Here is a 23,352-nt window from a genome sequence, read left to right on the forward strand (position 1 = left end):
TCAGAGAAACAGTCTGATGTCGTTGAAACGGGGCCGCGCCGTGGGCGCAGCCCGGGAAATTAACCGCCGACGGACTCGTTTTCCGCCTGCGGGTTACGGCTGATGAACATCGCATCGCCGTAGCTGAAAAAGCGATACTGCTCGGCCACCGCCTGCTGATAGGCGTTCATGGTATTTTTATAGCCGGCGAAGGCCGACACCAGCATGATCAGGGTCGATTCCGGCAGGTGGAAATTGGTCACCAGCGCGTCGATCACCTGATAGTGATAGCCCGGATAGATAAAAATGCTGGTGTCGCCGAAGAACGGCGCAATCAGCGCCTCTTTGCTGGCCGCCGCGGCACTTTCCAGCGAACGCACCGAGGTGGTACCCACCGCCACGACGCGTTTGCCGCGCGCCTTGCAGGCCAGCACCGCATCGACCACGTCCTGCGGCACTTCGGCGTATTCGGCGTGCATCACATGATCTTCGATGGTTTCCACGCGCACCGGCTGGAAGGTGCCAGCGCCGACGTGCAGCGTCACGAACGCCATTTCTACGCCCTTGGCGCGCAGCGCCGCCAGCAGCGGTTCGTCGAAGTGCAGGCCGGCGGTCGGCGCGGCGACCGCGCCGGGTTTCTCGCTGTAGACCGTCTGATACAGCTCGCGGTCGGCGTCTTCATCCGGGCGGGCGATATAAGGCGGCAGCGGCATGTGGCCGGCGGCGTTGAGGATAGTGAACACGTCGCGTTCGTCGTTGAAGCGCAGCTCGAACAGCGTCTCGTGGCGCGCTACCATGGTGGCGGCGATGCTCTCGTCATCCCCCAACAGCAGCTCGGCGCCCGGCTTCGGCGCTTTCGACGCGCGCACGTGCGCCAGCACGCGATGGTCGTCCAGCACGCGCTCCACCAGCACTTCAATCTTGCCGCCGCTGACCTTGCGGCCGAACATGCGCGCCGGGATCACGCGGGTATTGTTGAACACCAGCAGGTCGCCGGCTTCCAGCTTATCCAGCAGATCGGTGAATACACCGTGCGTCAGCGCCCCGCTCGGCCCGTCCAGCTGCAGCAGGCGGCATGCGCTGCGTTCGGCCTGGGGATAGTGGGCAATCAGGGATTCGGGAAGTTCAAACGAAAAATCAGCGACGCGCATGGGTATTCACTTCTTCAATTTAGGGCTGGTTGGTAAAAAACAGGCGGCCTAGTCTAAAGCCGGGGGCGGTCAGCGGCAAGAAATAAGGAGGATTTGCCTGACTTCGGGTATAGTTGAGGGATGAATTTTCTCGCTCACCTTCACCTGGCCATGCTGGCGAACAGCTCGCTGCTGGGCAACCTGCTGGCCGATTTCGTGCGCGGTAACCCCGCCGCCGACTACCAGCCCGACGTGGTGGCCGGCATCATGATGCACCGCCGCGTCGACGTGCTGACCGACAGCCTGCCGCAGGTCAAAGCCAGCCGCGACTATTTCAGCGCCCCCTACCGCCGCGTGGCACCGATCACCCTCGACGTGGTGTGGGACCATTTTCTGGCGCGCCACTGGCAGCAGCTGGAGCCTTCGCGCGACCTGCACCAGTTTACCCAGGAAGCCCGCAGCCAGATCGAACCTTTTCTGCCGCTCACGCCGCCGCGCTTTCAGAACCTGAACGGCTACCTGTGGCCGGAACGCTGGCTGGAACGCTACGCCGAATTGCCGTTCATTGCCCGGGTGCTGCAGGGCATGGCCAGCCGCCGCCCGCGCCTCGATGCGCTGGCCGGCTCGTTCGCCGACGTCGAGCAACATTATCATCAGCTTGAAACACAGTTCTGGCAGTTTTACCCGCAAATGATGCGGCAGGCGAAGGACAAAGCGCTCTGAGGTCAAGCCCAAGCCATTGAAATTGCAACGCCTTGCAAGAATTTACGTTTTGCCGCTTGCCCTTTTGTGGGAAAAGGTTATTTTTAAAGCTCGCTAAATTATATCAACGACTTTGATAGGTGAAAGCTATCTCATCGATTGGTCTTTTACCCTTTATTCACCACGTCGCGGCCCCTATACTGGCCCTTGTTTTTACATCCACCCTTTAACACCTATTACAGGAGTAATTATGGTCCTGGTAACTCGTCAAGCCCCTGACTTCACTGCAGCTGCCGTACTGGGTAGCGGCGAAATCGTTGAAAACTTCAACCTGAAGAAGCACCTGAACGGCAAACCGGCCGTGCTGTTCTTCTGGCCAATGGACTTCACCTTCGTATGCCCTTCCGAGCTGATCGCTTTCGATCACCGCTATGAAGAGTTCCAGAAGCGTGGCGTTGAAGTGGTTGGCGTTTCCTTCGACTCAGAGTTCGTCCACAACGCATGGCGTAAAACCCCTGTCGACAAAGGCGGCATCGGTGAAGTGAAATACGCAATGGTTGCTGACATCAAGCGTGAAATCCAGAAAGCTTACGGCATCGAACACCCGGAAGCCGGCGTTGCGCTGCGCGGCTCTTTCCTGATCGACAAAGACGGCATCGTGCGTGCTCAGGTTGTTAACGACCTGCCAATCGGCCGTAACATCGACGAAATGATCCGTACCGTTGATGCGCTGCAATTCCACGAAGAGCACGGTGAAGTGTGCCCGGCTCAGTGGGAAAAAGGCAAAGCAGGTATGGGCGCTTCCCCAGACGGCGTTGCAAAATACCTGTCTGAAAACGCTGCCAAGCTGTAATTTCAGCCTGATAGTGAATCAACCGGCCCACGCGGCCGGTTTTTTTATGCCCCTTTATGGGGCAGACCGCCCACCTTCAGTGCTTTATTTCCCTGTTTCCGCTCACATTTCCCACCCTGCTCGCCGCGCGCACGCCCATCTGCGGCTACTATCAATAACGCTGGCTCGCGCTTTGCAAGTGAACAGCGGCAAGCAAACACAACACAATAAAAAACTGACAGGGTAGGAATAACTATGTTTTTACAGAAATGGAGCAAACCCCTGACCATGGCGGCGCTGCTGGTCAGCGGCAGCCTGTATGCGGCATCCAACCCGGCGGTGGAAGCCAAAAACGGCATGGTGGTCACCTCGCAACACCTGGCCTCGCAGGTCGGCGTGGATATCCTGAAGATGGGCGGCAACGCCATCGACGCCGCCGTGGCGGTGGGCTATGCGCAGGCGGTGGTTAACCCTTGCTGCGGCAACATCGGCGGCGGCGGCTTTATGACCGTCCACCTGGCGGACGGCACCGACACCTTCATCAACTTCCGTGAAACCGCGCCGGCGGCGGCCAGCGCCAACATGTATCTGGATGCCGACGGCAAGGTAAAGAAAGACGCCAGCCTGTACGGCTATCTGGCAGCGGGCGTGCCGGGCACCGTGCTGGGGATGGAAACCGCGCGTGAGAAGTACGGCAAGCTGAGCCGCGAACAGGTGCTGGCGCCGGCTATCAGGCTGGCGCGCGAAGGCTTTGTGCTGACCCGCGCCGATACCGATATTCTCGACACCACCGTCGCACGCTTCAAACAGGATCCCGAGTCGGCCAAAATCTTCCTGCGCCCGGACGGCAGCCCGCTGCAGCCGGGGGACAAACTGGTGCAAACCGATCTGGCCAATACGCTGGAAGCCATCGCCAAAGGGGGAACCGACGCCTTCTATAAAGGCAAGATCCCGCAGGCGGTGGAGGCGGCGGCCAAACAGGGCGGCGGCATCTTGACCGCCGCCGACTTCGCCAATTACAAGGTCACCGAAACCCCGCCGATTACCTGCAGCTATCGCGGCTACAAGTTTGTGTCGGCGCCGCCTCCCAGCTCCGGCGGCGTGACGCTGTGCGAAATCCTCAACGTGGTGGAAGGCTACGACCTGAAAAGCATGGGCTTCAACTCGGCGGCGGCCATTCACACCATGACCGAAGCGATGCGCCATGCCTACATGGACCGCAACACCTACCTCGGCGACCCGGAATTCATCAAGAACCCGATCGACCGGCTGGTGAGCAAGAGCTACGCCGAGCAGATCCGCAAGAAAATCGTCGCGGACAAGGCCACGCCGTCGGAAAACGTGCAGCCCGGCATGGAGCCGCATGAAAAACCGGAAACCACCCACTATTCGATCGTCGATCACGACGGCAACGCCGTCTCCACCACCTATACCGTCAACGGCCGCTTCGGCGCCGTGGTGATCGCACCGGGCACCGGCTTCTTCCTCAACGACGAGATGGACGACTTTACGGTCAAAGTGGGCGAGAAAAACCTGTACGGACTGGTGCAGGGCACCGCCAACAGCATTGCCCCCGGTAAGCGCCCACTATCGTCGATGAGCCCGACGCTGGTGACCAAGGACAACAAGATCTTTATGGTACTGGGCTCGCCGGGCGGTTCGCGCATCATCACCATCACCCTGCAGACCGCGTTGAACGTGATCGACCACGGCATGGCGCCGCAGGAAGCGGTGGACGCACCGCGCATCCATCACCAATGGTTGCCGGATGAGGTGTACTACGAACAGCGCGGCGTTTCCGCCGATACGCTGAAGCTGCTGAGCGGTATGGGCTATAAGATGGTCGAGCAAACGCCGTGGGGCGCCGCCGAACTGATTCTGGTCGGTTTGCCGGGCGCGGCGGGCGTCAGCCCGGCCAACTCCGGCAACGACTCGGCGGTTTCCGGCAAGGTGCGCGAAGGCTATCTGTATGGCGCCAACGACGTGCGTCGCCCGGCAGGTTCTGCGGTCGGTTACTGATGTAAACGCCTACTCACTTTTATCGCGGGGGCCCTTTGGCCCCCGCAGTTGCTTTAGCCTTCGCAGCGCCACACGGTGGCCGACTCTTCCGCCAGCTGCAGGCGCAGCCCGCCTGCCGTTTCGCTCAACTCTCCCCGCCCTTCCACACGCCGCCACGGGCCGCGCGCCAACAGCGGGTTGTGCGGCAGCTGCGCCTGGCCGCTGCCGTCGCGCTGCAGCGCCACCAGCACCTGCTCCTGCTGATACAGGCGCACGAACACCAGCGTTTCTCCGCTGGCATACAGCACCTGACAGCCGCCGCGACGCAATGCCACGCTCTGTTTACGCAGCGCCGCCATGCGCTGGAACAGCGCCAACAGAGGCCGGTCCCAGTCGCCGACGTCCCACGGGAACGGCTTGCGGCAGAACGGATCGTTGCCGCCGTCCAGACCAATCTCATCGCCGTAGTAGAGACAAGGCACGCCAATCCAGCTCAGCAACCACACCGCTGCCATCTGCATGCGCGCCGCGTTCCCCTGCAACAGCGTGAGAAAACGCGCGGTATCGTGGCTGTCCAACTGGTTGAACTGGATCAGCTGGCGGCCGTGCGGCAGCCCGGCGCGGTAACCGTCCATCCACTGCGCGCACCCGGCGGCGTCCAGCCGCACCGGGTGATAGGCCACGTCCAGCCCCGCCAAAAATGCCCGCACCGGCAGCGCGAACCCCATGTAGTTCATCGCCGCGTCCTCCACGCCGGCGTGCAGCCAGCGGCGCGCGTCGCCGAAATGCTCGCCCAAGACGTAGGCCTGCGGGTTCTCCTGCTTCACCGCCTGATAGATGCCAGCCAGGTGGTTCAGGTTGCCGGTGGCGCCGCCGTTCTCCCCCAGCATATGCACCACGTCCAGCCGCCAACCGTCGATGCTGTACGGCGGGCGCAGCCAGTGGCGCACCACGCTGCCTTCTCCGCGATAGATCGCTTCCGCCACCTGCGGCTCGGCGAAGTTAAGCTTCGGCAGGCTGGCGTTGCCCTTCCAGTCGAGCGCGCGGCCGTCCGGGTAAAAGTTGAACCAGCCGCGATACGGTGAATCGGGGTGGTGACAGGCGCCGTTTTCGCCCTGGCGATGGCGGTCGAACCACGGATGCGAGTCGCCGGTGTGGTTGAATACCCCGTCCAGCACCAGTTTCATGCCCACCTTGTGAGTGCTCACTCGCAAACGCTGCAGCGCCGCGTTGCCGCCAAAGTGCGGATCGACCTGGTAATAGTCCTCGGTATCGTACTTATGCACGCTCGGCGCGGTAAAAATCGGGTTCAGATACAGCGCCGTCACGCCCAGCTGCTGCAAATACGGCAGTTTGGCGCTGATGCCGTCCAGATCGCCGCCGTAAAAGGTCGAGGCGGCGTGGCGATCCTCCAGCGGATGCTGCCAGTCGCGCCGAATCACCTCGGCACCGGCCGCGTGATGGCGGTAGCTGCCGCTCTGGATGCCGTGTTCGCCGCCGCTGCTGGCGAACCGATCGGGGAAAATCTGGTAGAACAGCTGATCCGCCACCCACTCGGGGCCATGGTCGGGCTCGTCGACGGCGAACTGCGCCAGCTGGCCCGGCGGCGTTGGCGACCAGCCCTGCGGGCCGAACCACTGCTGGCTATCGGCCCACAGCAGCTTGAAGCAGTAACGCCGCGTCGGCTCGCCCTCATTCAGCGTCAGGCTGGCCTGGTAGCGCCGCATTCCCTCGTGACGCTGCGCTTTCATCACCAGCAGCCACTCTTCGTTGTCCGGTTCGGCGCGCAAAAACACCCGTTCCGGCAGTTCATCCCCCTGTAACCACAGCGTGATATCCAAACGTTGCCCTTGCTTCACCACAAAAGGCGGGACCGGTTGATGCCAGGCGTTAAGCATACTGTTTCTCCTGCTGTACCAAACGAAATCGACGGCGTTCTTCAAGAAGCGAACAATGCCACGTTAAGTGCAACTCCCCCTCCTCTCTGGCCGCAAAACCCGGGGATGAGCCGGGGGGCGGAGACCGAAAAATAACGCTAACTCGATGTAAAAAAAGGTAAACAGGCACAAATCCTGCGCGTTACCCCTTAGGCTAACGCGTTTTAAGTTTACAGGATATTTTTTGCGCATTTTTTAAGGAGCGGTAATGCAACAACAGATAACGCGCTGGCTGGAACAGTTTGGTTTGGAATTCGGCGGAGTGATGTCGCTGTTGATGGTATTGGGGTTGATTGTCCTGATCTCGGTCGCGATCCACCTGGTGCTGCACCGGGTGGTGCTGGCCGCCCTTCAGCGCCGTGGCCAGCAATCGCAGCGCGTCTGGCAACAGGCCATCACCCAATACAAACTGTTCCAGCGCGTGGCGCTGCTGCTGCAAGGGGTGATCATCAGCATCCAGGCGACGCTGTGGTTGCAGAGCGGCAGCCAAACCCAGGCGGTGATCGTCACCGCCGCGCAGGTGTGGATCCTCGCCTTCACCCTGCTGTCGCTGTTCTCGCTGTTGGATACGCTGCTGGCGCTGCTGCGCCAAAGCCCGATTTCCAATCAGCTGCCGCTGCGCGGCATTTTCCAGGGCCTGAAACTGGTGGCGGCGATCCTGATCGGCATCATGATCGTTTCGTTGCTGATGGGCAAATCGCCGCTGCTGCTGCTCAGCGGCCTGGGTGCCATGACCGCGGTCTTGATGTTGGTATTCAAGGATCCGATCCTCGGGCTGGTGGCCGGCATTCAGCTCTCCGCCAACGATATGCTGAAGATCGGCGACTGGCTGGAAATGCCGAAATACGGCGCCGACGGCGCGGTCACCGACATCGGCCTGACCACGGTCAAAGTGCGTAACTGGGACAACACCATCACCACCATTCCCACCTACGCGCTGATCTCCGACTCATTCAAAAACTGGCGGTCGATGTCGGAATCCGGCGGGCGTCGCATCAAGCGCAGCCTGAATATCGACACCGGCAGCGTGCACTTCCTGTCGGAAGAGGAACAGCGCCGCCTGCAGCGCAACCCGCTGCTGCACAGCTACCTGAACGTCAAGACCCAAGAGCTGAGCCAGCATAACCAGGAGATCGCCGTCGATCTGGCCTCGCCGCTCAACGGCCGCCGCCTGACCAACCTCGGCACGCTGCGCGCCTATCTGGAAGCCTATCTGCGCACTCACCCGCGCATTCACCAGAACATGACGCTGATGGTGCGCCAGCTGGCACCGACGCCGGAAGGCCTGCCGCTGGAAATCTACGCCTTCACCAACACCACGGTCTGGGCGGAGTATGAAAGCATTCAGGCAGATATTTTCGACCATATTCTGGCGGTGATCGACGAGTTCGGCCTGCGCGTGCATCAAACGCCAACCGGCAATGACCTGCGCGGCATGCTGCGACAAAACGCGAACGCTTCCTGACGTCGGCTGACGTAACTGTGTCTGCTGGTAATGATGTTCTTTCAATTGCCAGCAGATATCTCCATCCCCTTCTTTTCCCCGGCGAAAACGGCGTTAATGCGCCATCACCTTCACCACCGAGAGGGAAAGCCCTTGCTGAAACGGTTACGTCATCGGCTGTTTACCCTGATGGCCACCCTGCTGTTTATCGGCTGCCTGCACAGCGCTTCGCTGGACGAAAGCCGCATGCCACGCAATCTGCAACCTTCGCTGAGCGCCCTCAGCAGCAATATGCAGGACATTCGCGAAGTGCTGGCGCGCTGCGCCGGCGAGGAAGAGGAAGAACGCCTTAACGGCGGCGACATGCGTATCGAAGCGCGCGCCGCCGGGGAGGATGAAGTGGAAGACAAACGCTAAAAAAACACCGGCTCAGCCGGTGTTTTTCCATTTAGTCTTGCTGCGTCGCCAACGGCGCGCGTTTTTTCTGATGGTTGACCTTGAACCAGTATCCCGCCAGCAGCAATACCACCCAGACCAGGCCGGCGTACAGCGAGACGCGCGTGGTCGGGAAGTAGCCGATCAGGCCGATGATGAACACCAGGAACACGATCGCCACCACCGAGGTGAACACCCCACCGCGCAGCGGGAACGCCAGCTGCTTCACCTGCTCTTTGCTCAGGCTGCGGCGGAAGGCGATTTGGGAGAACAGGATCATGATCCACACCCACACGGTGGCGAAGGTCGCCAGGGACGCGATCACCAGGAACACGCTCTCCGGCATGATGTAGTTGAGATATACCGCCAGCAGCAGCGCCAGCATCATCACCACCACCGTCACCCAGGGAATGCCGCGTTTCGACACCTTGCTGAACATCTTCGGCGCGTGGCCCTGCTCGGCCATGCCGTGCAGCATGCGGCCGACGCCGAACACGTCGCTGTTGATCGCCGACAGCGAAGCGGTGATCACCACGAAGTTGAGAATGCCTGCCGCCACGGTGATGCCCATATGCTGGAAGGTCAGTACGAACGGGCTGCCGTTGGTGCCCACCTGGTTCCACGGGTAGATAGACATGATGACGAACAGCGTGCCGACGTAGAACACCAGAATGCGCCACGGCACCGAGTTGATGGCCTTCGGAATCGATTTTTTCGGATCTTTGGCTTCGCCGGCGGTGATGCCGATGATTTCAATGCCGCCGTAAGCGAACATCACCAGCTGCAGCGACAGGATCATGCCGATAAAGCCGTTGCTGAAGAAGCCGCCGTTCGACCACAGGTTATGAATGCCGGTCGGTTGCCCGCCGTTGCCGATGCCCCAGATGATGATGCCGATGCCGGCCGCGATCATGATGATGATGGTGGCGACCTTGAAGAACGAGAACCAGAACTCCAGCTCGCCGAATACCTTGACGCTCATCAGGTTGATGGCGCCGATGATCAGCACCACGCTCAGCACCCAGATCCAGTGCGGCACTTCAGGGAACCAGACCCCCATATAGATGCCGAAGGCGGTCACGTCGGCGATGGCGACGATCAGGATTTCAAAGCAGTAGGTCCAGCCGGTGATGTAACCCGCCATCGGGCCGAGGTAGTCCTGCGCGTAGCGGGAAAACGAGCTGGCCTGCGGGTTGTTGACCGACATCTCCCCCAGTGCGCGCATGATGATAAAGGCCACGATGCCGCCGATCAGGTAAGCCAGCAGCACGCTCGGGCCGGCCATTTTGATGGCGTCCGCCGAGCCGTAGAACAACCCGGTGCCGATGGCCGATCCCAGCGCCATAAAGCGGATATGACGCGTACTGAGGCCGCGTTTCAGCTTATTGTCGGGGGCCGTGGTGGGTGACTGTTGTTGCATGAAGATGACCCATAGTTTTAAACGTAAAAAAGCCACGGACATGTCCGTGGCCCTGGATTAAGCCGGGGGATTATCAGTGCGCGGTCACTTGGGAACGCGTACACACCCGATCATAAATCGCGACCAGCACCAGCATCAGCAGCGAAGGCGGCAACCATGCCAGCCCCTGCTCCGCCAGCGGCAGGTGAGTGGTCCAGGCCGGCAGCAGCTGCTGGAAATTGGAGGCTTTCACCGCGTCAAGGATACCAAACAACAGGCTGACAAGCATCACCGGCGCGATGATGCGCGGCGCGCTGTGCCACCAACGCAGGGTGAAGCTCAGCACCACCAGCACGATGCACGGCGGGTAAATCGCGGTCAGCACCGGAATGGAAATCTGAATCAGGTGGCTCAGGCCGAGGTTGGACACCACCATCGAGAACAGGCCCAGGATAAACACCAGCGTCTTGTACGAGAACGGCAGGTATTGCGCGAAGAACTCGGCGCAGGCGCAGGTCAGGCCGACCGCGGTTACCATACAGGCGATGAAGATCAGCGCCGCCAGGAAGAAGCTGCCCAGGCCGCCGAAGGTGTTCTGAACGTAAGCGTGCAGGATCACCGCGCCGTTGGTGGCGTCAGGCACCAACGCGCCGCTGCCGGAGCCCAGCTTGAACAGGCTCAGGTAAACCAGCGTCAGGCCCACGCCGGCAATCAAACCGGCCAGAATGGTGTAACGGGTCAACAGACCGGCGTCTTTCACGCCGCGCGAGCGCGCCGCGTTGACGATAACGATGCCGAATACCAGCGCGCCCAGCGTATCCATGGTCAGATAGCCGTTAACGAAGCCGGAGGAGAAAGGCACGCTCTGGTAAGCCGCCGTCGCCGGGATCGGCGCACCGGCAGGCCACAGCAGCGCGGCGATGCCCAATACGGCCAGCGCCACAATCTTCAGCGGTGCCAGCACGTGGCCGACGGTGTCGAGCAGGCGGCCCGGATACAGGGAGATGCCGATCACCAGCGCGAAGTACACCAGGCTGTAGATGAACAGCGGCATGGCGCCGTCGCCGGTCAGCGGGGCGATGCCTACTTCAAAGGACACGGTAGCGGTACGCGGCGTGGCGAACAGCGGGCCGACGGCCAGGTAGCAGACGGTCGCCAGCAAGAGGCCGGCGCCACGGCCGATCGGTGAGCTGAGGGCGTCGATGCCGCCGCCGACGCGCGCCAGCGCGATGACGGTGATGACCGGCAGACCGACGGCGGTGATCAGGAAGCCCAGCGCCGCGGTCCAGACGTGTTCACCGGACTGCAAGCCGACCATCGGCGGGAAGATGATGTTCCCGGCCCCGACGAATAAGGCAAAGGTCATAAAGCCCAGTGCCAGGATATCTTTTGACGTTAAACGATGACTCATACGATGTCGTGTTGCCTGTTCAAATGAAAAATAGTGTCCGATAGCGTGGTGGCGTGACGCCCCACCCGGTTGCCGGCATGCCCGATCGTTGCAGCGCCAAATAAGCACCCTAAACGCAATAGATCCGGCGTTTATGTCCCTATTCGAAAGTGGCCGCTCATGAAGATGGGCAAAATTTTAGGAGTTATAAAAATGGAGGTTTAATCCGACAACGAAGGCTAAGGTAAACGTTTATAGCGCTTCAAGGCAAGGCGCACGGCGAAAAGCAGAACTATCGACCATATAAACTTTTACCACCAGTCGATCATATTGGCTATCAATAAATATACACTACATGATTTGTATCATTTTTGAACAACAGATTCACGAAACGTGAAGCATATATCACTTTACCGCGCGAAAACGCCAATAAATGCCCGGTTTTCGCGTGGCATAAGCTCCGTTTTGCCGTGAAAAAAGGCGAAAATTACGCCGTTTTTTGCCGCTTATTGCACCGTGGCCGACGCGAGCGGCTGCAAGCCGAGCGCCTGGCGGGTCTTCTGCAGGGCGGCCGGCGGCAGCGGCAGATAGCCGTCGTGATTGACCAGGCTCTGCCCTGCGGTCGACAGCACGCGGTCGAGGAACGCGGCGGTCAGCGGTTCGAGCGGTTGATTGGGGGCTTTGTTGATATAGATATAGAGATAGCGCGACAGCGGGTAGCGATCGTTACGCACGTTGGCGGCGGTAGGTGCGACATAGTCCTCTCCCGACTCCGCCAACGGCAGCAGCCGCACACCGCTGGCGCGAAAGCCGATGCTGGCATAGCCGATGCCGTTGAGCGAACCGGCCACCGCCTGCACCACCGAAGCTGAGCCGGGCAGCTCATTGACGCGCGGCATAAAATCGCCGCCGCACAGCGCGCGCAGTTTGAAATAGCCGTAGGTACCGGACGCCGAGTTGCGGCCGAAGCGCTGCAGCGAGCGCGTTGCCCAGTCGCCGCTGAGCCCCAGCTCGCCCCAGCGCGTCAGCGGTTTGCTTTCACCGCAGCGCCGGGTGGCGGAGAAAATGCGATCGAGCTGCTGCAAATTGAGGCCGCGCAGCGGGTTATCCTGATGCACCAATACCACCAGCGCATCCACCGCCACCGGCACCGCCAGCGGCGCATAGCCGTAACGGTGTTCGAACGCCGAAACCTCGGCCGCCTTCATCGGCCGGCTCATCGGGCCCAGCTGCGCGGCGCCCGCCGCCAACGCGGTCGGCGCGGTAGAGGAGCCGGCGGCCTGGATCTGCAGGTTAACGTTGGGGTAATGCTGGCTGAAATCCTGCGCCCACAGCGCCATCAGATTCGCCAGAGTGTCGGAACCGACGCTGGACAGGTTGCCCGCCAGCATGCCTTCGGGCTGCGCCAGCGCGCCGCGTCCGGCCAGCAGCGCCAGGCAAAGCAACAGCCCTCGGGTTATTCGGGTCATACCGGTGTCTCGCGTTAATTTTTCACCGCATTCTCTGATAAAGCGGCGGGAACAATCAACCGGTTGGGTAAGGTAAAGATAAAGCGCGTGCCGATCCCCGGCTCGCTGAGGATCTCCAGCCGCGCGTCGTGATGGCTGAGCGCGTGTTTGACGATCGCCAGCCCCAGCCCGCTGCCACCGGTTTGGCGCGAACGGGCCTTGTCGACGCGGTAAAAACGCTCGGTCAGGCGCGGAAGGTGTTCGGCGGCGATGCCCGGCCCGTTGTCGCTGACCTGGAACTGCGCGCCGTGCGCCGTCTGCTGCCAGCTCACTTCGATATGGGTGCCCTTCGGCGTGTGGTTAACCGCGTTGTACACCAGGTTAGACACCGCGCTGCGCAACTGGTCTTCATTGCCGAACACGTTGAGCTGTTCGTTCACCCGGAAGCTGATCTCGTGATTGCCGCCGCTCAGCGATTGCGCCTCGCGCTGCAACACCCGCAGCATCAGCGGAATATCCACCCGCTCGTTCATGTCGACATTGGGCGCTGCCTCGATGCGCGACAGCGTCAGCAGCTGCTTGACCAGCCCGTCCATCCGGCGGGTCTGCTCTTGCATGGTGCCGAGCGCCTTGCTGCGCAGCGAGCCGTCCTGCTCTTCGTCGCCCATCATCTCCAGGTAGCCCTGCAGCACCGTCAGCGGCGTGCGCAGCTCATGGCTGACGTTGGCAAAGAAGTTGCGCCGCGCGCCCTCCAGCTGGCGCATCTGGGTGACGTCGCGCGCCACCATCAGCAGCTGCCCTTCGGAGTAAGGCATTACGCGGAATTCGACGTAGTGTGCGTTGTTCAGCTGCAGCGTCAGCGGGCGCGAGAACTCCTGCTGTTGCAGGTAGTGGCTGAATTCCGGATAGCGCAGCAGGTTGAGGATGTGCTGGCCGTTGTCTTCCGGCCAGCGAAAGCCGAGCAGATGCTGCGCCAGCCCGTTGCACCAGAAGATATTGCCTTCGACGGTGGTCATCACCACCGCATCAGGCAGCGATTCGGCCCCGCTGCGAAAGCGCTTGATCAGCAGCGCCAGCTCGCGCCGGCGGCGGCGATTGCGCTGCTGCATCTGATACAGGCCATAGAACAGCGGCTCCCAGCTCCAGCGGCCGGGCGGCGGCGTCATGCTGCGGTCGATCCACAGCCAATGGGAGAGTTTGAGCTGGTTGTAGAAATTCCACACCAGCGCAGCCAGCGCGGAGGCCAGCAGGAACCAGGGCAGATAACCGAAAATCAGCCCCAGCAGTAAGGCGGGCAGACAAAAAAGAGCCAGCTCCAGAGCCAGCCTCTTCCACGACAGACGTTCTAACACGGCATATTCTCCAGCGCGGCGCGATCAGTAGCGCGTTGAGAACCGGTAGCCGGTGCCCCGAACGGTTTGAACCATTTTATCATGCCCACTGGTTTCTAACGCCTTGCGGAGCCGACGGATATGCACGTCAACGGTACGGTCTTCCACATAAACGTTAGTGCCCCAGACGTGATTAAGCAACTGCTCACGGCTATAAACCCGCTCTGGGTGGGTCATAAAGAAGTGCAGCAGCTTGAACTCGGTCGGCCCCATGTCCAACGCCTGATCGTTAGCCATCACGCGGTGGGAGGACGGATCCAGGCTCAGCCCTTGCATTTCAATCACTTCTTCCACCGCCATCGGTGAAATGCGGCGCATGACCGCCTTGATGCGCGCCACCAGCTCCTTGGGCGAGAACGGCTTGGTGATATAATCATCCGCCCCCACTTCCAGGCCGCGCACGCGGTCTTCCTCTTCGCCGCGCGCGGTCAGCATCATGACCGGAATATCGCGGGTCAGCGCTTCGCGCTTCATATGTTTGATAAACTGAATGCCGGAACCGCCGGGCAACATCCAGTCGAGCAACACCAAATCAGGGAACGGCTCAGACAGGCGCGTCACGGCGCTGTCATAATCCTCGGCTTCCAACGGTTGGTAACCATTCTGTTCCAACACAAAGCACACCATCTCACGGATCGGCGCTTCGTCTTCCACCACCAGTATGCGTCTTGCCATCGTCAATCCTGCCAATGTGTTAGCGACTTTGCGGGCGCCATTATGCGTCAGTTTTGTGACACTTTTATGAAAAAAAGCGGCTGTTATAGGCAGTAAGCATAGCGATTATTTCCCGGCGCAAAGAAAAATCATTCCGTAGTCGTCGCCATTGCGCCGGGACAGCCGCAGCCGCGGCCTTTATAATCATCGCCATTACCTTTGCATCCGGGAGTGTCATGCGCCTAATCCACACCTCTGACTGGCATCTTGGCCAGTACTTTTTCACCAAAAGCCGCGCCGCCGAGCACCAGGCTTTTCTGAACTGGCTGATCGAACAGATCGAGCAGCAGCAGGTGGATGCGCTGATCGTCGCCGGGGATCTGTTCGATACCGGTTCACCGCCCAGCTACGCCCGTGAGCTGTACAACCGCTTCGTGGTGGAACTGCAGCGCACCGGCTGCCAGCTGGTGGTGTTGGGCGGCAACCACGACTCGGTAGCGACGCTGAACGAATCGCGGGAACTGCTCTCTTGCCTGAACACCACGGTGATCGCGAGCGCGCAGGGCTCCCTTGAGCAGCAGATCGTGGTGCTTAACCGGCGCGACGGCCAGCCGGGCGCCGTGCTGTGCGCCATTCCTTTTCTGCGGCCGCGCGATCTGCTCACCAGCCGCGCCGGCGAATCCGGCGCGCAGAAACAGCAGGCGCTGCAGGAAGCCATCGCCGAACATTACCAAGCGCTGTATCAGGCGGCCTGTGAACGCCGCGAGCGGCTGGGCCTGCCGCTGCCGATCGTCGCCACCGGCCACCTGACCACCGTCGGCGTCACCACCTCCGACTCGGTGCGCGACATCTATATCGGCACCCTCGATGCCTTCCCGGCGCAGGCCTTCCCCCCTGCCGATTACATCGCGCTGGGCCACATTCACCGCGCGCAAAACGTCGCCAAGTCGGAACATATTCGCTATAGCGGTTCACCGATTCCGCTCAGCTTCGATGAACTGGGCAAAGCCAAAAGCGTCTTCCTGGTGGATTTCGCCGACGGCACCCTGCAGCAGGTAGAAGCGTTAACGATCCCGCAGTTCCAGCCCATGCAGCTGATCAAAGGCGATTTGGCCGAAATCGAACGGCAGCTGCAGCAATTTGCCGACTATGCCGGCGAGCTGCCGGTGTGGCTGGATATCGAAGTGGCGACGCAGGACTACCTCAGCGATATCCAGCGCCGTATCCAGCTGATGGCGGATGAGCTGCCGGTGGAAGTGGTGCTGCTGCGGCGCAGCAAAGAGCAACGCCGCCAGGCGATCGCGCAGCAGGACAAGGAAACGCTGAACGAGCTGAGCGTCAACGAGGTGTTCGAACGGCGCCTGGCGCAGGAGGCCGACATGCCCGAAGCGCGCCAACGGCGGATGCATCAACTGTTCCGCCAGGTGGTCGATGCGGTGCAGCACAATCCTGAGGAGACCCACCCATGAAGATCCTCAGCCTGCGGTTAAAAAACCTCAACTCGCTGCAGGGCGAGTGGAAAATTGACTTCACCGCCGAGCCGTTCGCCAGCAACGGCCTGTTCGCCATTACCGGCCCGACCGGCGCGGGCAAAACCACCCTGCTGGACGCCATCTGCCTGGCGCTGTACCACCAGACGCCGCGTCTCAACGTCACGCCGAGCCAGAATGAACTGATGACCCGCCACACCGCCGAATCGCTGGCGGAGGTCGAATTCGAGGTCAAGGGCGTCGGCTATCGCGCCTTCTGGAGCCAGCGCCGCGCCAAAAACGCGCCGGACGGCAATCTGCAGGCGCCGAAGGTCGAACTGGCGCGCCGCGAGGACGGCAAGATCCTGGCGGATAAAGTGCGCGATAAGCTGGAGATCACCGCGGCCATCACCGGGCTGGACTTCGGCCGCTTCACCAAATCGATGATGCTGTCTCAGGGGCAGTTCGCCGCGTTCCTCAACGCCGACGCCAACGATCGCGCCGAGCTGTTGGAAGAGCTGACCGGCACCGAAATCTACGGGCGGCTGTCCGAACAGGTGTTCGAATCCCACAAGCAGGCCAAAACTGACCTGGATGCGTTGCACCAGCGCGCCAGCGGCATCGAGCTGCTGAACGATGAACAGCGCCACTCCCTGACGGAACGGCTGACGGCGCTGAGCGCGCAGGAAAGCGCTCTCGGCAAGCAAACCCAGCAACAGCAACAGGCGCTGAGCTGGCTGCAGCAATGGCAGCGCCTCCAGCAACAGCAAAACGAGGGGCAACGGCGGCTGGAAACCGCCCTGCGCGAGCAGGCCGAGGCCGCCCCGCAGCTGCAGCGGCTGGCGCTGAGCGAACCGGCCGAGAAATTGCGGCCGCTGCGCGGCGAACGCGATCGCTGCCGCGCCGAGCTGCAGACGATACAACAGCAGGCAGCCCAGCTGACGCAGCAACAGGAGCAGCACTCGGCGCAGCTGGCGCCGCTGCAGCAGGCGGTGGAAAAGGCCCGTCTGGCGCAGCAAGCCCATGCCGAGCATATGCGGCAACAGCAACAGCTGATCGATGACCAGGTCGCCCCGCTCGACCATCAGATCGCCCAACTGCAGTCGACGCAGGCCGAGCGGCGACAGGCCGGCGATGCCGCCGCGCAGCAGTGCGCCCAGCAGCAGACCGCACTGGAGCAGCTCACCGCCCAGCGCAGCCAGCTGACGGCGCAGGCCGCACAGCATCAGCAGCAGTTGAACGCGCTGATCGAAGCGCTGGCCGCTCAACGGCAACGGCAGCAGGTGCTGGAGGCACAAACCCCGCTGGCCCCGCTGCGCCAGCGCCTGAGCGCCCTGGCGGATCTGCGCCCGACGCGCCAGCAGTTATTTACGCTCGCTTCTCTTTACCGTCAGACCCGCGAGCGTCTGGCCCGGCAACAGGCGGAGCACGCCGAGCGGCAAACGCAGCTCGCCGGGCTGCAACACCAGCTGGAGAACGCGCGTCAGCAATTCAAACAGCACAAGGCGCAGCTGCAGGAAGTGGAGCGGATCCACGAGCTGGAAAAACGCATCGTCAGTCTGGAAGCGGAGCGCGCCCTGTTGCAGAGCGGCGCACCCTGCCCGCTGTGCGGCTCCACCAGCCACCCGGCGGTGGAGCAATATCAGGCGGTGCAGCCTTCGGCGACGGAACAACGCTTGGTTGAGATGCGCACCCTCGCCGAGAAACTGCAAACCCAGGGCACCGAGCTGCGCACCCGCTGTGAAGGCCTGCAAGAGCAGCAGCAACGCCAGCAGCAGGCTATCGCGCAGGATGAGCAGCAGCTGGCTGCCCAACAGCAGCAGTGGCAGCAGCTCAGCGCACCGCTGGCATTCGACTTTACCCTGGCGGAGGGCGAGCAACTCAGCGCCTGGCTGAGCGGCTGCGACGACGAAGAGCGGCACGGGCAGCACGCACTGCAGCAGCATGAACAGGCGGCGCAGGCGGTACAACAGGCAAAAGACGCGCTCGCCGCTCTGCAAACGCAGCAGCAACAGGCGCAGCAACAGCTGGCGTTGCTCGAAGAGCGCTTTACGCTGCTGCAGAAAACCCACGCCGACAGCCTGCAACAGCAGCAAGACCTGCTTCAACGCTGGCAGGAAGGCGAGAAGACCCTCGCCGAGCGGCGCGCGCAGCGGCTGGCACTGTTTGGCGAACAGCGAGTCGCCGAGGTGCGGGAACAGCTGCGCGCCAAACAAACCGCCTGTGAACAGGCCAGCTTACAGGCCGCCGAGCAGTGGCAAAAGGCGCAGGAACTGCGCGAGCGCCTGGCCGGCCAGCAGGCCGGGTTGCAACAACAGCACGCCCAAATGCAGGAACGGCTGCAACAGGCGGAGCAGCAATGGCAGCAGGCGCTGGCCGACAGCGAATTCGCCGATGAAACTGCCTTCGCCGCCGCGCTGCTGGACGACGCCCTGCGCCGCGAATTGCAGCAGCGCAAAGAGCAGCTGCAACAGCGGCAGGTAGAGGCTGCGGCCCTGCTGGCTCAGGCGACGCAAACGCTGGAGCAGCATCGGCAGAACCGCCCGGAAGGGACGGATGAAGCCAACGCGGATCTCGACGCACTCACCCAATCGCTGGCCGAGCTGGCACAGCAGTTGAAGGCGCTGCAGCTGAGCCAGGGCGAGCTGCGCAACCAGCTGGAAAGCGACGCCGCCCGCCGTCTCAATCAACAGGCGCTGTTCGAGCAAATCGCCCGCAGCCAGCAAGACTACGACGACTGGAGCTACCTCAACCAGCTGATCGGCTCGAAAGAAGGCGACAAGTTCCGCCGCTTCGCGCAGGGGCTGACGCTCGATCATCTGGTTTATCTGGCCAACCTTCAGCTCGGCCGGCTGCACGGGCGCTACCTGCTGCAGCGCAAAACCAGCGACGCGCTGGAGCTGCAGGTGGTGGACACCTGGCAGGCCGACGCGCTGCGCGATACCCGTACCCTGTCCGGCGGCGAGAGCTTCCTGGTCAGCCTGGCGCTGGCGCTGGCGTTGTCCGATCTGGTCAGCCACAAAACCAGCATCGACTCGCTGTTCCTCGACGAAGGCTTCGGCACGCTGGACGCCGAAACCCTCGATACCGCGCTGGACGCACTGGACAGCCTGAATGCTTCCGGTAAAACCATTGGCGTGATCAGCCACGTCGAGGCGATGAAAGAGCGCATTCCGGTGCAGATCAAAGTGAAAAAGGTCAACGGGCTCGGCGTCAGCCGGCTGGAGGCGCACTTCAGGCTGGAATGATCCCGCCGTGCACGGCACAGAAGTGTGACCGCGGCGGCACTCCGCGGTGAAAAGCGTTGAGCCGCGGCGAGCACGGGTTATTATGCAGGCATAACAGGATTGTTACTGTATCCCCTCCGCCGCTCAGGCCGCAGGACAGAAACATAAAATACAGGCAAAACCTGACGCCCGGGATCGCTTCCGGGCGTCAGGTTTTTTCGTTTTCAGGATGCTGAAACACCGGGAAAGACCATGAAAATCGCTAAAATACTCAATAATAACGTGGTGATTACGCTGGACGACCGTCAGGAAGAGACGGTGGTAATGGGAAAAGGAATCGGCTTTAAAAAGAAGCCCGGCGACACGCTGGACGAAAGCCTGATCGAAAAGGTGTTCACCCATAACGGCGGCGAAATCGCCGAGCGTTATAAAGAGCTGCTCTCCGAGATCCCGCTGGCCTGCGTCACCACCGCCGACAAGATTATTACCCTCGCCCGCGAACGGCTGCCGGGCAAGTTGCATAACATCGTCTACATCACGCTGACCGACCACATCCATTTCGCTCTGCAGCGCCACGCGGAAGGGTTGGATATCAAAAATGCGTTGCTGTGGGAGATTAAAAAGCTCTATCCGGCCGAGTTCGCCGTCGGCCTGGAGGCGCTGGCCCTGATCGCCCAACGGCTGAATACCGCGTTGCCGGAAGATGAAGCCGGATTTATCGCCCTGCACCTGGTCAACGCCCAGCTTAACGACGAGATGCACAATACGCTGCACATCACCCGCGTGATGCAAGAGATCCTCAACCTGGTCAAATACCACTTCCGCTTTGATTACAACGAGGAAGCCCTGAGCTACCACCGTTTCGTCACCCATTTGAAATTCTTCGCCCAGCGCCTGCTGGGGAAAAACTACGTCGACAGCGACGACGACTCGCTGTATCAGGTAGTGAAAGAGAAATACCGTGAGTCATTCGCCTGCGCCGGCAAGATCAACCGCCACATCGAAAAGCACTATCAGCATCAGCTCACCACGGAAGAGATGATGTTCCTGACCATTCATATCGAACGGGTGCGCAGCGAAAGCGAGGAAAAACCGGCTTAACGGCGGGCGTCCGCCACCCGCACGCCGTACTGCGGAAACACCGCGTCGGCGGAGATCAGCGTGAGCCCCTCGGCCTGCGCCTGTGCGATCAGCATGCGATCGAAAGGATCCTGATGATAGGGTGGCAGCTGCCCGGCCTGTTGGCAGTGAAAGGCGTCCATCGGCAGCGCCAGAAAATCTTCGGCCTCGATGATCGCAAAGATGTCTTCCGGCAGCGCCAGCTTGCCCAGCGCCTGTTTGATCGAGATCTCCCAAATGCTGGCCGCGCTGACGTACACCGCATTGCCCGGATCGGCGATCTGCCTTTTGGCGTTCGCGCCCAGGCAGGCGTCATCAATCAGCCACCACAGCAATGTGTGGGTATCCAGCAGCAGACGCTTCATTCATCGCCCTCAAACAGCGCCGCAATGACCGCATCCCCCGCGTTGAAATCCGCCGGCACGGTGAACTTGCCTTTGGCGGCACCGGGGCGGCGCGCTTCGCCCTGGATGGCGACCAACTGTACGTACGGCTTCCCTGCTTTTGCAATAATCACGGTTTCTCCCTCCGCGGCTCTGTCCGCCAGCTGGCTCAGATTGGATTTGGCTTCGTGCATATTGGCCTGAATTGCCATACGCGTCCTCCTTAGCTAAGTTAGCTAAAGCATAAAGCGCCGTCCAGTTTTTGTACAGTGAGTCGTTTAAAGCGCGAGCAGGCTCGCGCTTTGTTGCAACGCTTAGCGCTGCTGTTGCGGCCACAGCCAGGCCGCACCGCGTACGCCACTGGAGTCGCCGTGAACCGCCTTGCGGATCGGCGTTTCACACTCGCCGCCAAATACCCAACCTTTCACCCTTTCAGGCACCGTGCGGTACAGGCGATCCACGTTGCTCATGCCGCCGCCGAGCACCACCACGTCCGGATCCAGAATGTTGATCACGTGCGCCAACGCTTTCGCCAGCCGCATTTCGTAGCGCACGATCGCCTGCTCCGCCAGCGCATCGCCCCGCTCGCTCAGCGCCATGATCTCGTGCCCTTGCAGCACGCTGCCGCTCAGGCGCGCATAGTCGGTGGCGAAACCGGTGCCGGAAATAAAGGTTTCGATGCAGCCCGGCTTGCCGCAGTAGCACGGCACTTCGCGGGCGTAACGCAGCTCATCGTCATCCTGCCACGGCAGCGGATTGTGGCCCCATTCGCCGGCGATGCCGTTGCCGCCGGAATGCGCCTGGCCGTTCAGCGCCACGCCGGCGCCGCAGCCGGTGCCGATAATGACCGCAAACACGGTTTGCGCGCCGGCGCCGGCGCCGTCGGTGGCTTCCGACACCGCCAGGCAGTTGGCGTCGTTGGCGATACGCACCTCGCGCGCCAACAGCGCCGACAGATCCTTGTCCAACGGTTGGCCGTTGAGCCATACCGAGTTGGCGTTTTTCACCCGCCCGGTAAACGGCGACAGCGTGCCGGGAATGCCGATCCCGACCGATCCCTGTTCACCGGTATGATCTTCCGCCAGTTTCACCAGCCCGGCGATCGCCGCCAGGGTTTGCCCGTAGTCATGGCGCGGCGTGGCGATACGATGGCGGAACAGCTCCCGCCCGTCGTCCGCCAACGCAATCACTTCAATTTTTGTCCCGCCCAAATCGATGCCAATACGCACGTTTTTTTCTCCTCGATGCAGCGCAGCGTTGCCACAGCCTAATGTAAGCGCGCGGATGAATCACCTGTTTCCCTCTCCCCGGCCAGGCCTTTTCCGCCGCGTACGGCGACGCAATTCGGAGAGAATGGGGCGATTTTTCAGCGTCAATTCGTTATCATGCCGCCCTGCTTTTGACGAATCAGCGTGCCGAACGCACGCCCAGCCAGGGATAACATTATGCTGTGGTTTAAGAATTTGATGGTTTACCGTTTGAGCCGCGAAGTGGCGTTAAACGCGGATGAAATGGAAAAACAACTCAGCGCGTTCGCCTTCACGCCGTGCGGCAGCCAGGACATGGCGAAGACCGGCTGGGTCTCCCCGATGGGCTCGCACAGCGATGCGCTGACGCACGCGGTCAACGGCCAGATCGTCATCTGCGCGCGCAAGGAAGAGAAAATCTTGCCGTCGCCGGTCATCAAGCAAGAGCTGCAGGCCAAGATTGAGCGCCTGGAGGCGGAACAACACCGCAAACTGAAGAAAACCGAGAAAGACGCGCTGAAGGACGAAGTGCTGCACAGCCTGCTGCCGCGCGCGTTCAGCCGCTTCAATCAGACCTTCATGTGGATAGACACCGTCAACGATCTGATCATGGTCGATGCCGCCAGCGCCAAACGCGCCGAAGATACGCTGGCGCTGCTGCGCAAGAGCCTCGGCTCGCTGCCGGTGGTGCCGCTGACCATGGAAAGCCCGATCGAACTGACGCTGACCGAATGGGTGCGTTCCGGCGAGATGCCGGCCGGCTTCGCCATTCAGGATGAAGCGGAACTGAAAGCGATTCTGGAAGAAGGCGGCGTGATCCGCTGCAAGAAACAGAATCTGATCAGCGACGAAATCGCGGTGCATATCGAAGCCGGCAAGCTGGTGACCAAACTGGCGGTGGATTGGCAGGAGCGCATTCAGCTGATGCTGTCGGACGACGGCTCGCTCAAGCGCCTGAAGTTCGCTGACACGCTGCGCGAGCAGAATGACGATATCGATCGCGATGACTTCGCTCAGCGCTTTGACGCCGACTTTATCCTGATGACCAGCGAGCTGGCGGCGTTGATCAAAAACACCATCGAAGCGCTCGGCGGCGAAGCCCAGCGTTAATCCCGCCGCAGAAACGACCAGGGCCCAGCATCTGCTGAGCCCTGCGCTCCCCTCACGA

General features: G+C 61.4%; 19 protein-coding genes. 9 read left to right on the forward strand and 10 right to left on the reverse strand.

Annotated elements, in window-relative coordinates; genetic code table 11:
• Positions 1-59 precede the first annotated feature (59 nt).
• Entirely contained in the window at positions 60-1,130 is a 1,071-nt protein-coding gene (gene queA, locus GF111_RS08000; RefSeq protein WP_016928878.1) for a tRNA preQ1(34) S-adenosylmethionine ribosyltransferase-isomerase QueA, read from the reverse strand.
• Positions 1,131-1,250: 120 nt separating this feature from the next.
• Between queA and GF111_RS08005 the strand changes: the two genes are divergently transcribed.
• From GF111_RS08005 to ggt, 3 genes are all read left to right on the forward strand, one after another.
• Positions 1,251-1,832, forward strand: coding sequence for an ACP phosphodiesterase (locus GF111_RS08005; protein WP_038873250.1), 582 nt, complete (start codon positions 1,251-1,253; stop codon positions 1,830-1,832).
• 229 nt (positions 1,833-2,061) lie between these two features.
• Complete coding sequence (locus GF111_RS08010; protein WP_019454212.1) at positions 2,062-2,664, forward strand: peroxiredoxin C; 603 nt, start codon at positions 2,062-2,064, stop codon at positions 2,662-2,664.
• Positions 2,665-2,898: 234 nt separating this feature from the next.
• Entirely contained in the window at positions 2,899-4,662 is a 1,764-nt protein-coding gene (ggt, locus tag GF111_RS08015; protein ID WP_033637292.1) for a gamma-glutamyltransferase, read from the forward strand.
• Positions 4,663-4,715: 53 nt separating this feature from the next.
• On the opposite strand, the gene malZ is transcribed toward ggt, so the two are convergent.
• The gene (gene malZ / locus GF111_RS08020) at positions 4,716-6,539 is read right to left on the reverse strand and encodes a maltodextrin glucosidase (RefSeq protein ID WP_038873247.1); all 1,824 of its coding nucleotides are present in this window, start codon (positions 6,537-6,539) and stop codon (positions 4,716-4,718) included.
• A gap of 247 nt (positions 6,540-6,786) precedes the next feature.
• Here malZ and GF111_RS08025 point away from each other — a divergent pair, with 247 nt between their 5' ends.
• The gene (locus tag GF111_RS08025) at positions 6,787-8,043 is read left to right on the forward strand and encodes a mechanosensitive ion channel family protein (RefSeq protein WP_147190110.1); all 1,257 of its coding nucleotides are present in this window, start codon (positions 6,787-6,789) and stop codon (positions 8,041-8,043) included.
• A gap of 132 nt (positions 8,044-8,175) precedes the next feature.
• The gene (locus GF111_RS08030; protein WP_038873243.1) at positions 8,176-8,439 is read left to right on the forward strand and encodes a hypothetical protein; all 264 of its coding nucleotides are present in this window, start codon (positions 8,176-8,178) and stop codon (positions 8,437-8,439) included.
• 31 nt (positions 8,440-8,470) lie between these two features.
• On the opposite strand, the gene proY is transcribed toward GF111_RS08030, so the two are convergent.
• The 5 genes from proY to phoB form a co-directional block, all read right to left on the reverse strand.
• Positions 8,471-9,877, reverse strand: a complete 1,407-nt coding sequence (gene proY, locus GF111_RS08035; RefSeq protein WP_019454218.1) for a proline-specific permease ProY — start codon at positions 9,875-9,877, stop codon at positions 8,471-8,473.
• Positions 9,878-9,950: 73 nt separating this feature from the next.
• Entirely contained in the window at positions 9,951-11,267 is a 1,317-nt protein-coding gene (gene brnQ, locus GF111_RS08040; protein WP_134267142.1) for a branched-chain amino acid transport system II carrier protein, read from the reverse strand.
• A 485-nt stretch (positions 11,268-11,752) separates the two neighbouring features.
• Complete coding sequence (locus tag GF111_RS08045) at positions 11,753-12,715, reverse strand: PstS family phosphate ABC transporter substrate-binding protein (RefSeq protein ID WP_038873239.1); 963 nt, start codon at positions 12,713-12,715, stop codon at positions 11,753-11,755.
• 14 nt (positions 12,716-12,729) lie between these two features.
• Complete coding sequence (gene phoR, locus GF111_RS08050; protein ID WP_047728751.1) at positions 12,730-14,046, reverse strand: phosphate regulon sensor histidine kinase PhoR; 1,317 nt, start codon at positions 14,044-14,046, stop codon at positions 12,730-12,732.
• A gap of 24 nt (positions 14,047-14,070) precedes the next feature.
• The gene (gene phoB / locus GF111_RS08055) at positions 14,071-14,760 is read right to left on the reverse strand and encodes a phosphate response regulator transcription factor PhoB (protein ID WP_004940438.1); all 690 of its coding nucleotides are present in this window, start codon (positions 14,758-14,760) and stop codon (positions 14,071-14,073) included.
• A 215-nt stretch (positions 14,761-14,975) separates the two neighbouring features.
• On the opposite strand from phoB, the gene sbcD reads away from it, so the two are divergent.
• The 3 genes from sbcD to licT all read left to right on the forward strand — a co-directional run bounded on the left by sbcD (position 14,976) and on the right by licT (position 20,536).
• Positions 14,976-16,208 carry an exonuclease subunit SbcD gene (sbcD, locus tag GF111_RS08060; protein ID WP_038873231.1) on the forward strand — a complete coding sequence of 411 codons (1,233 nt, stop codon included), beginning with the start codon at positions 14,976-14,978 and terminating at the stop codon, positions 16,206-16,208.
• The gene (sbcC, locus tag GF111_RS08065; protein WP_048232823.1) at positions 16,205-19,456 is read left to right on the forward strand and encodes an exonuclease subunit SbcC; all 3,252 of its coding nucleotides are present in this window, start codon (positions 16,205-16,207) and stop codon (positions 19,454-19,456) included. Before sbcD ends, sbcC begins: the two co-directional genes overlap by 4 nt.
• A gap of 231 nt (positions 19,457-19,687) precedes the next feature.
• Complete coding sequence (gene licT / locus GF111_RS08070; protein WP_038873223.1) at positions 19,688-20,536, forward strand: BglG family transcription antiterminator LicT; 849 nt, start codon at positions 19,688-19,690, stop codon at positions 20,534-20,536.
• Here licT and GF111_RS08075 read toward each other — a convergent pair.
• The 3 genes from GF111_RS08075 to mak form a co-directional block, all read right to left on the reverse strand.
• Entirely contained in the window at positions 20,533-20,919 is a 387-nt protein-coding gene (locus GF111_RS08075; protein WP_038873221.1) for a type II toxin-antitoxin system VapC family toxin, read from the reverse strand. The two genes, licT and GF111_RS08075, sit on opposite strands and share 4 nt — an antisense overlap.
• Entirely contained in the window at positions 20,916-21,149 is a 234-nt protein-coding gene (locus GF111_RS08080) for a type II toxin-antitoxin system Phd/YefM family antitoxin (RefSeq protein ID WP_038873218.1), read from the reverse strand. The genes GF111_RS08075 and GF111_RS08080 overlap by 4 nt, the downstream gene beginning before the upstream one ends.
• Before the next feature lie 102 nt (positions 21,150-21,251).
• On the reverse strand, positions 21,252-22,166 hold the full coding sequence (gene mak, locus GF111_RS08085; protein ID WP_038873216.1) for a fructokinase: 915 nt from the start codon (positions 22,164-22,166) through the stop codon (positions 21,252-21,254).
• Positions 22,167-22,382: 216 nt separating this feature from the next.
• Between mak and rdgC the strand changes: the two genes are divergently transcribed.
• The gene (gene rdgC, locus GF111_RS08090; RefSeq protein WP_004940461.1) at positions 22,383-23,294 is read left to right on the forward strand and encodes a recombination-associated protein RdgC; all 912 of its coding nucleotides are present in this window, start codon (positions 22,383-22,385) and stop codon (positions 23,292-23,294) included.
• Positions 23,295-23,352: the final 58 nt, after the last annotated feature.

The organism is Serratia sp. HRI (genome assembly GCF_010119335.3).
GTDB classification, from domain to species: Bacteria; Pseudomonadota; Gammaproteobacteria; order Enterobacterales; family Enterobacteriaceae; genus Serratia; species Serratia nevei.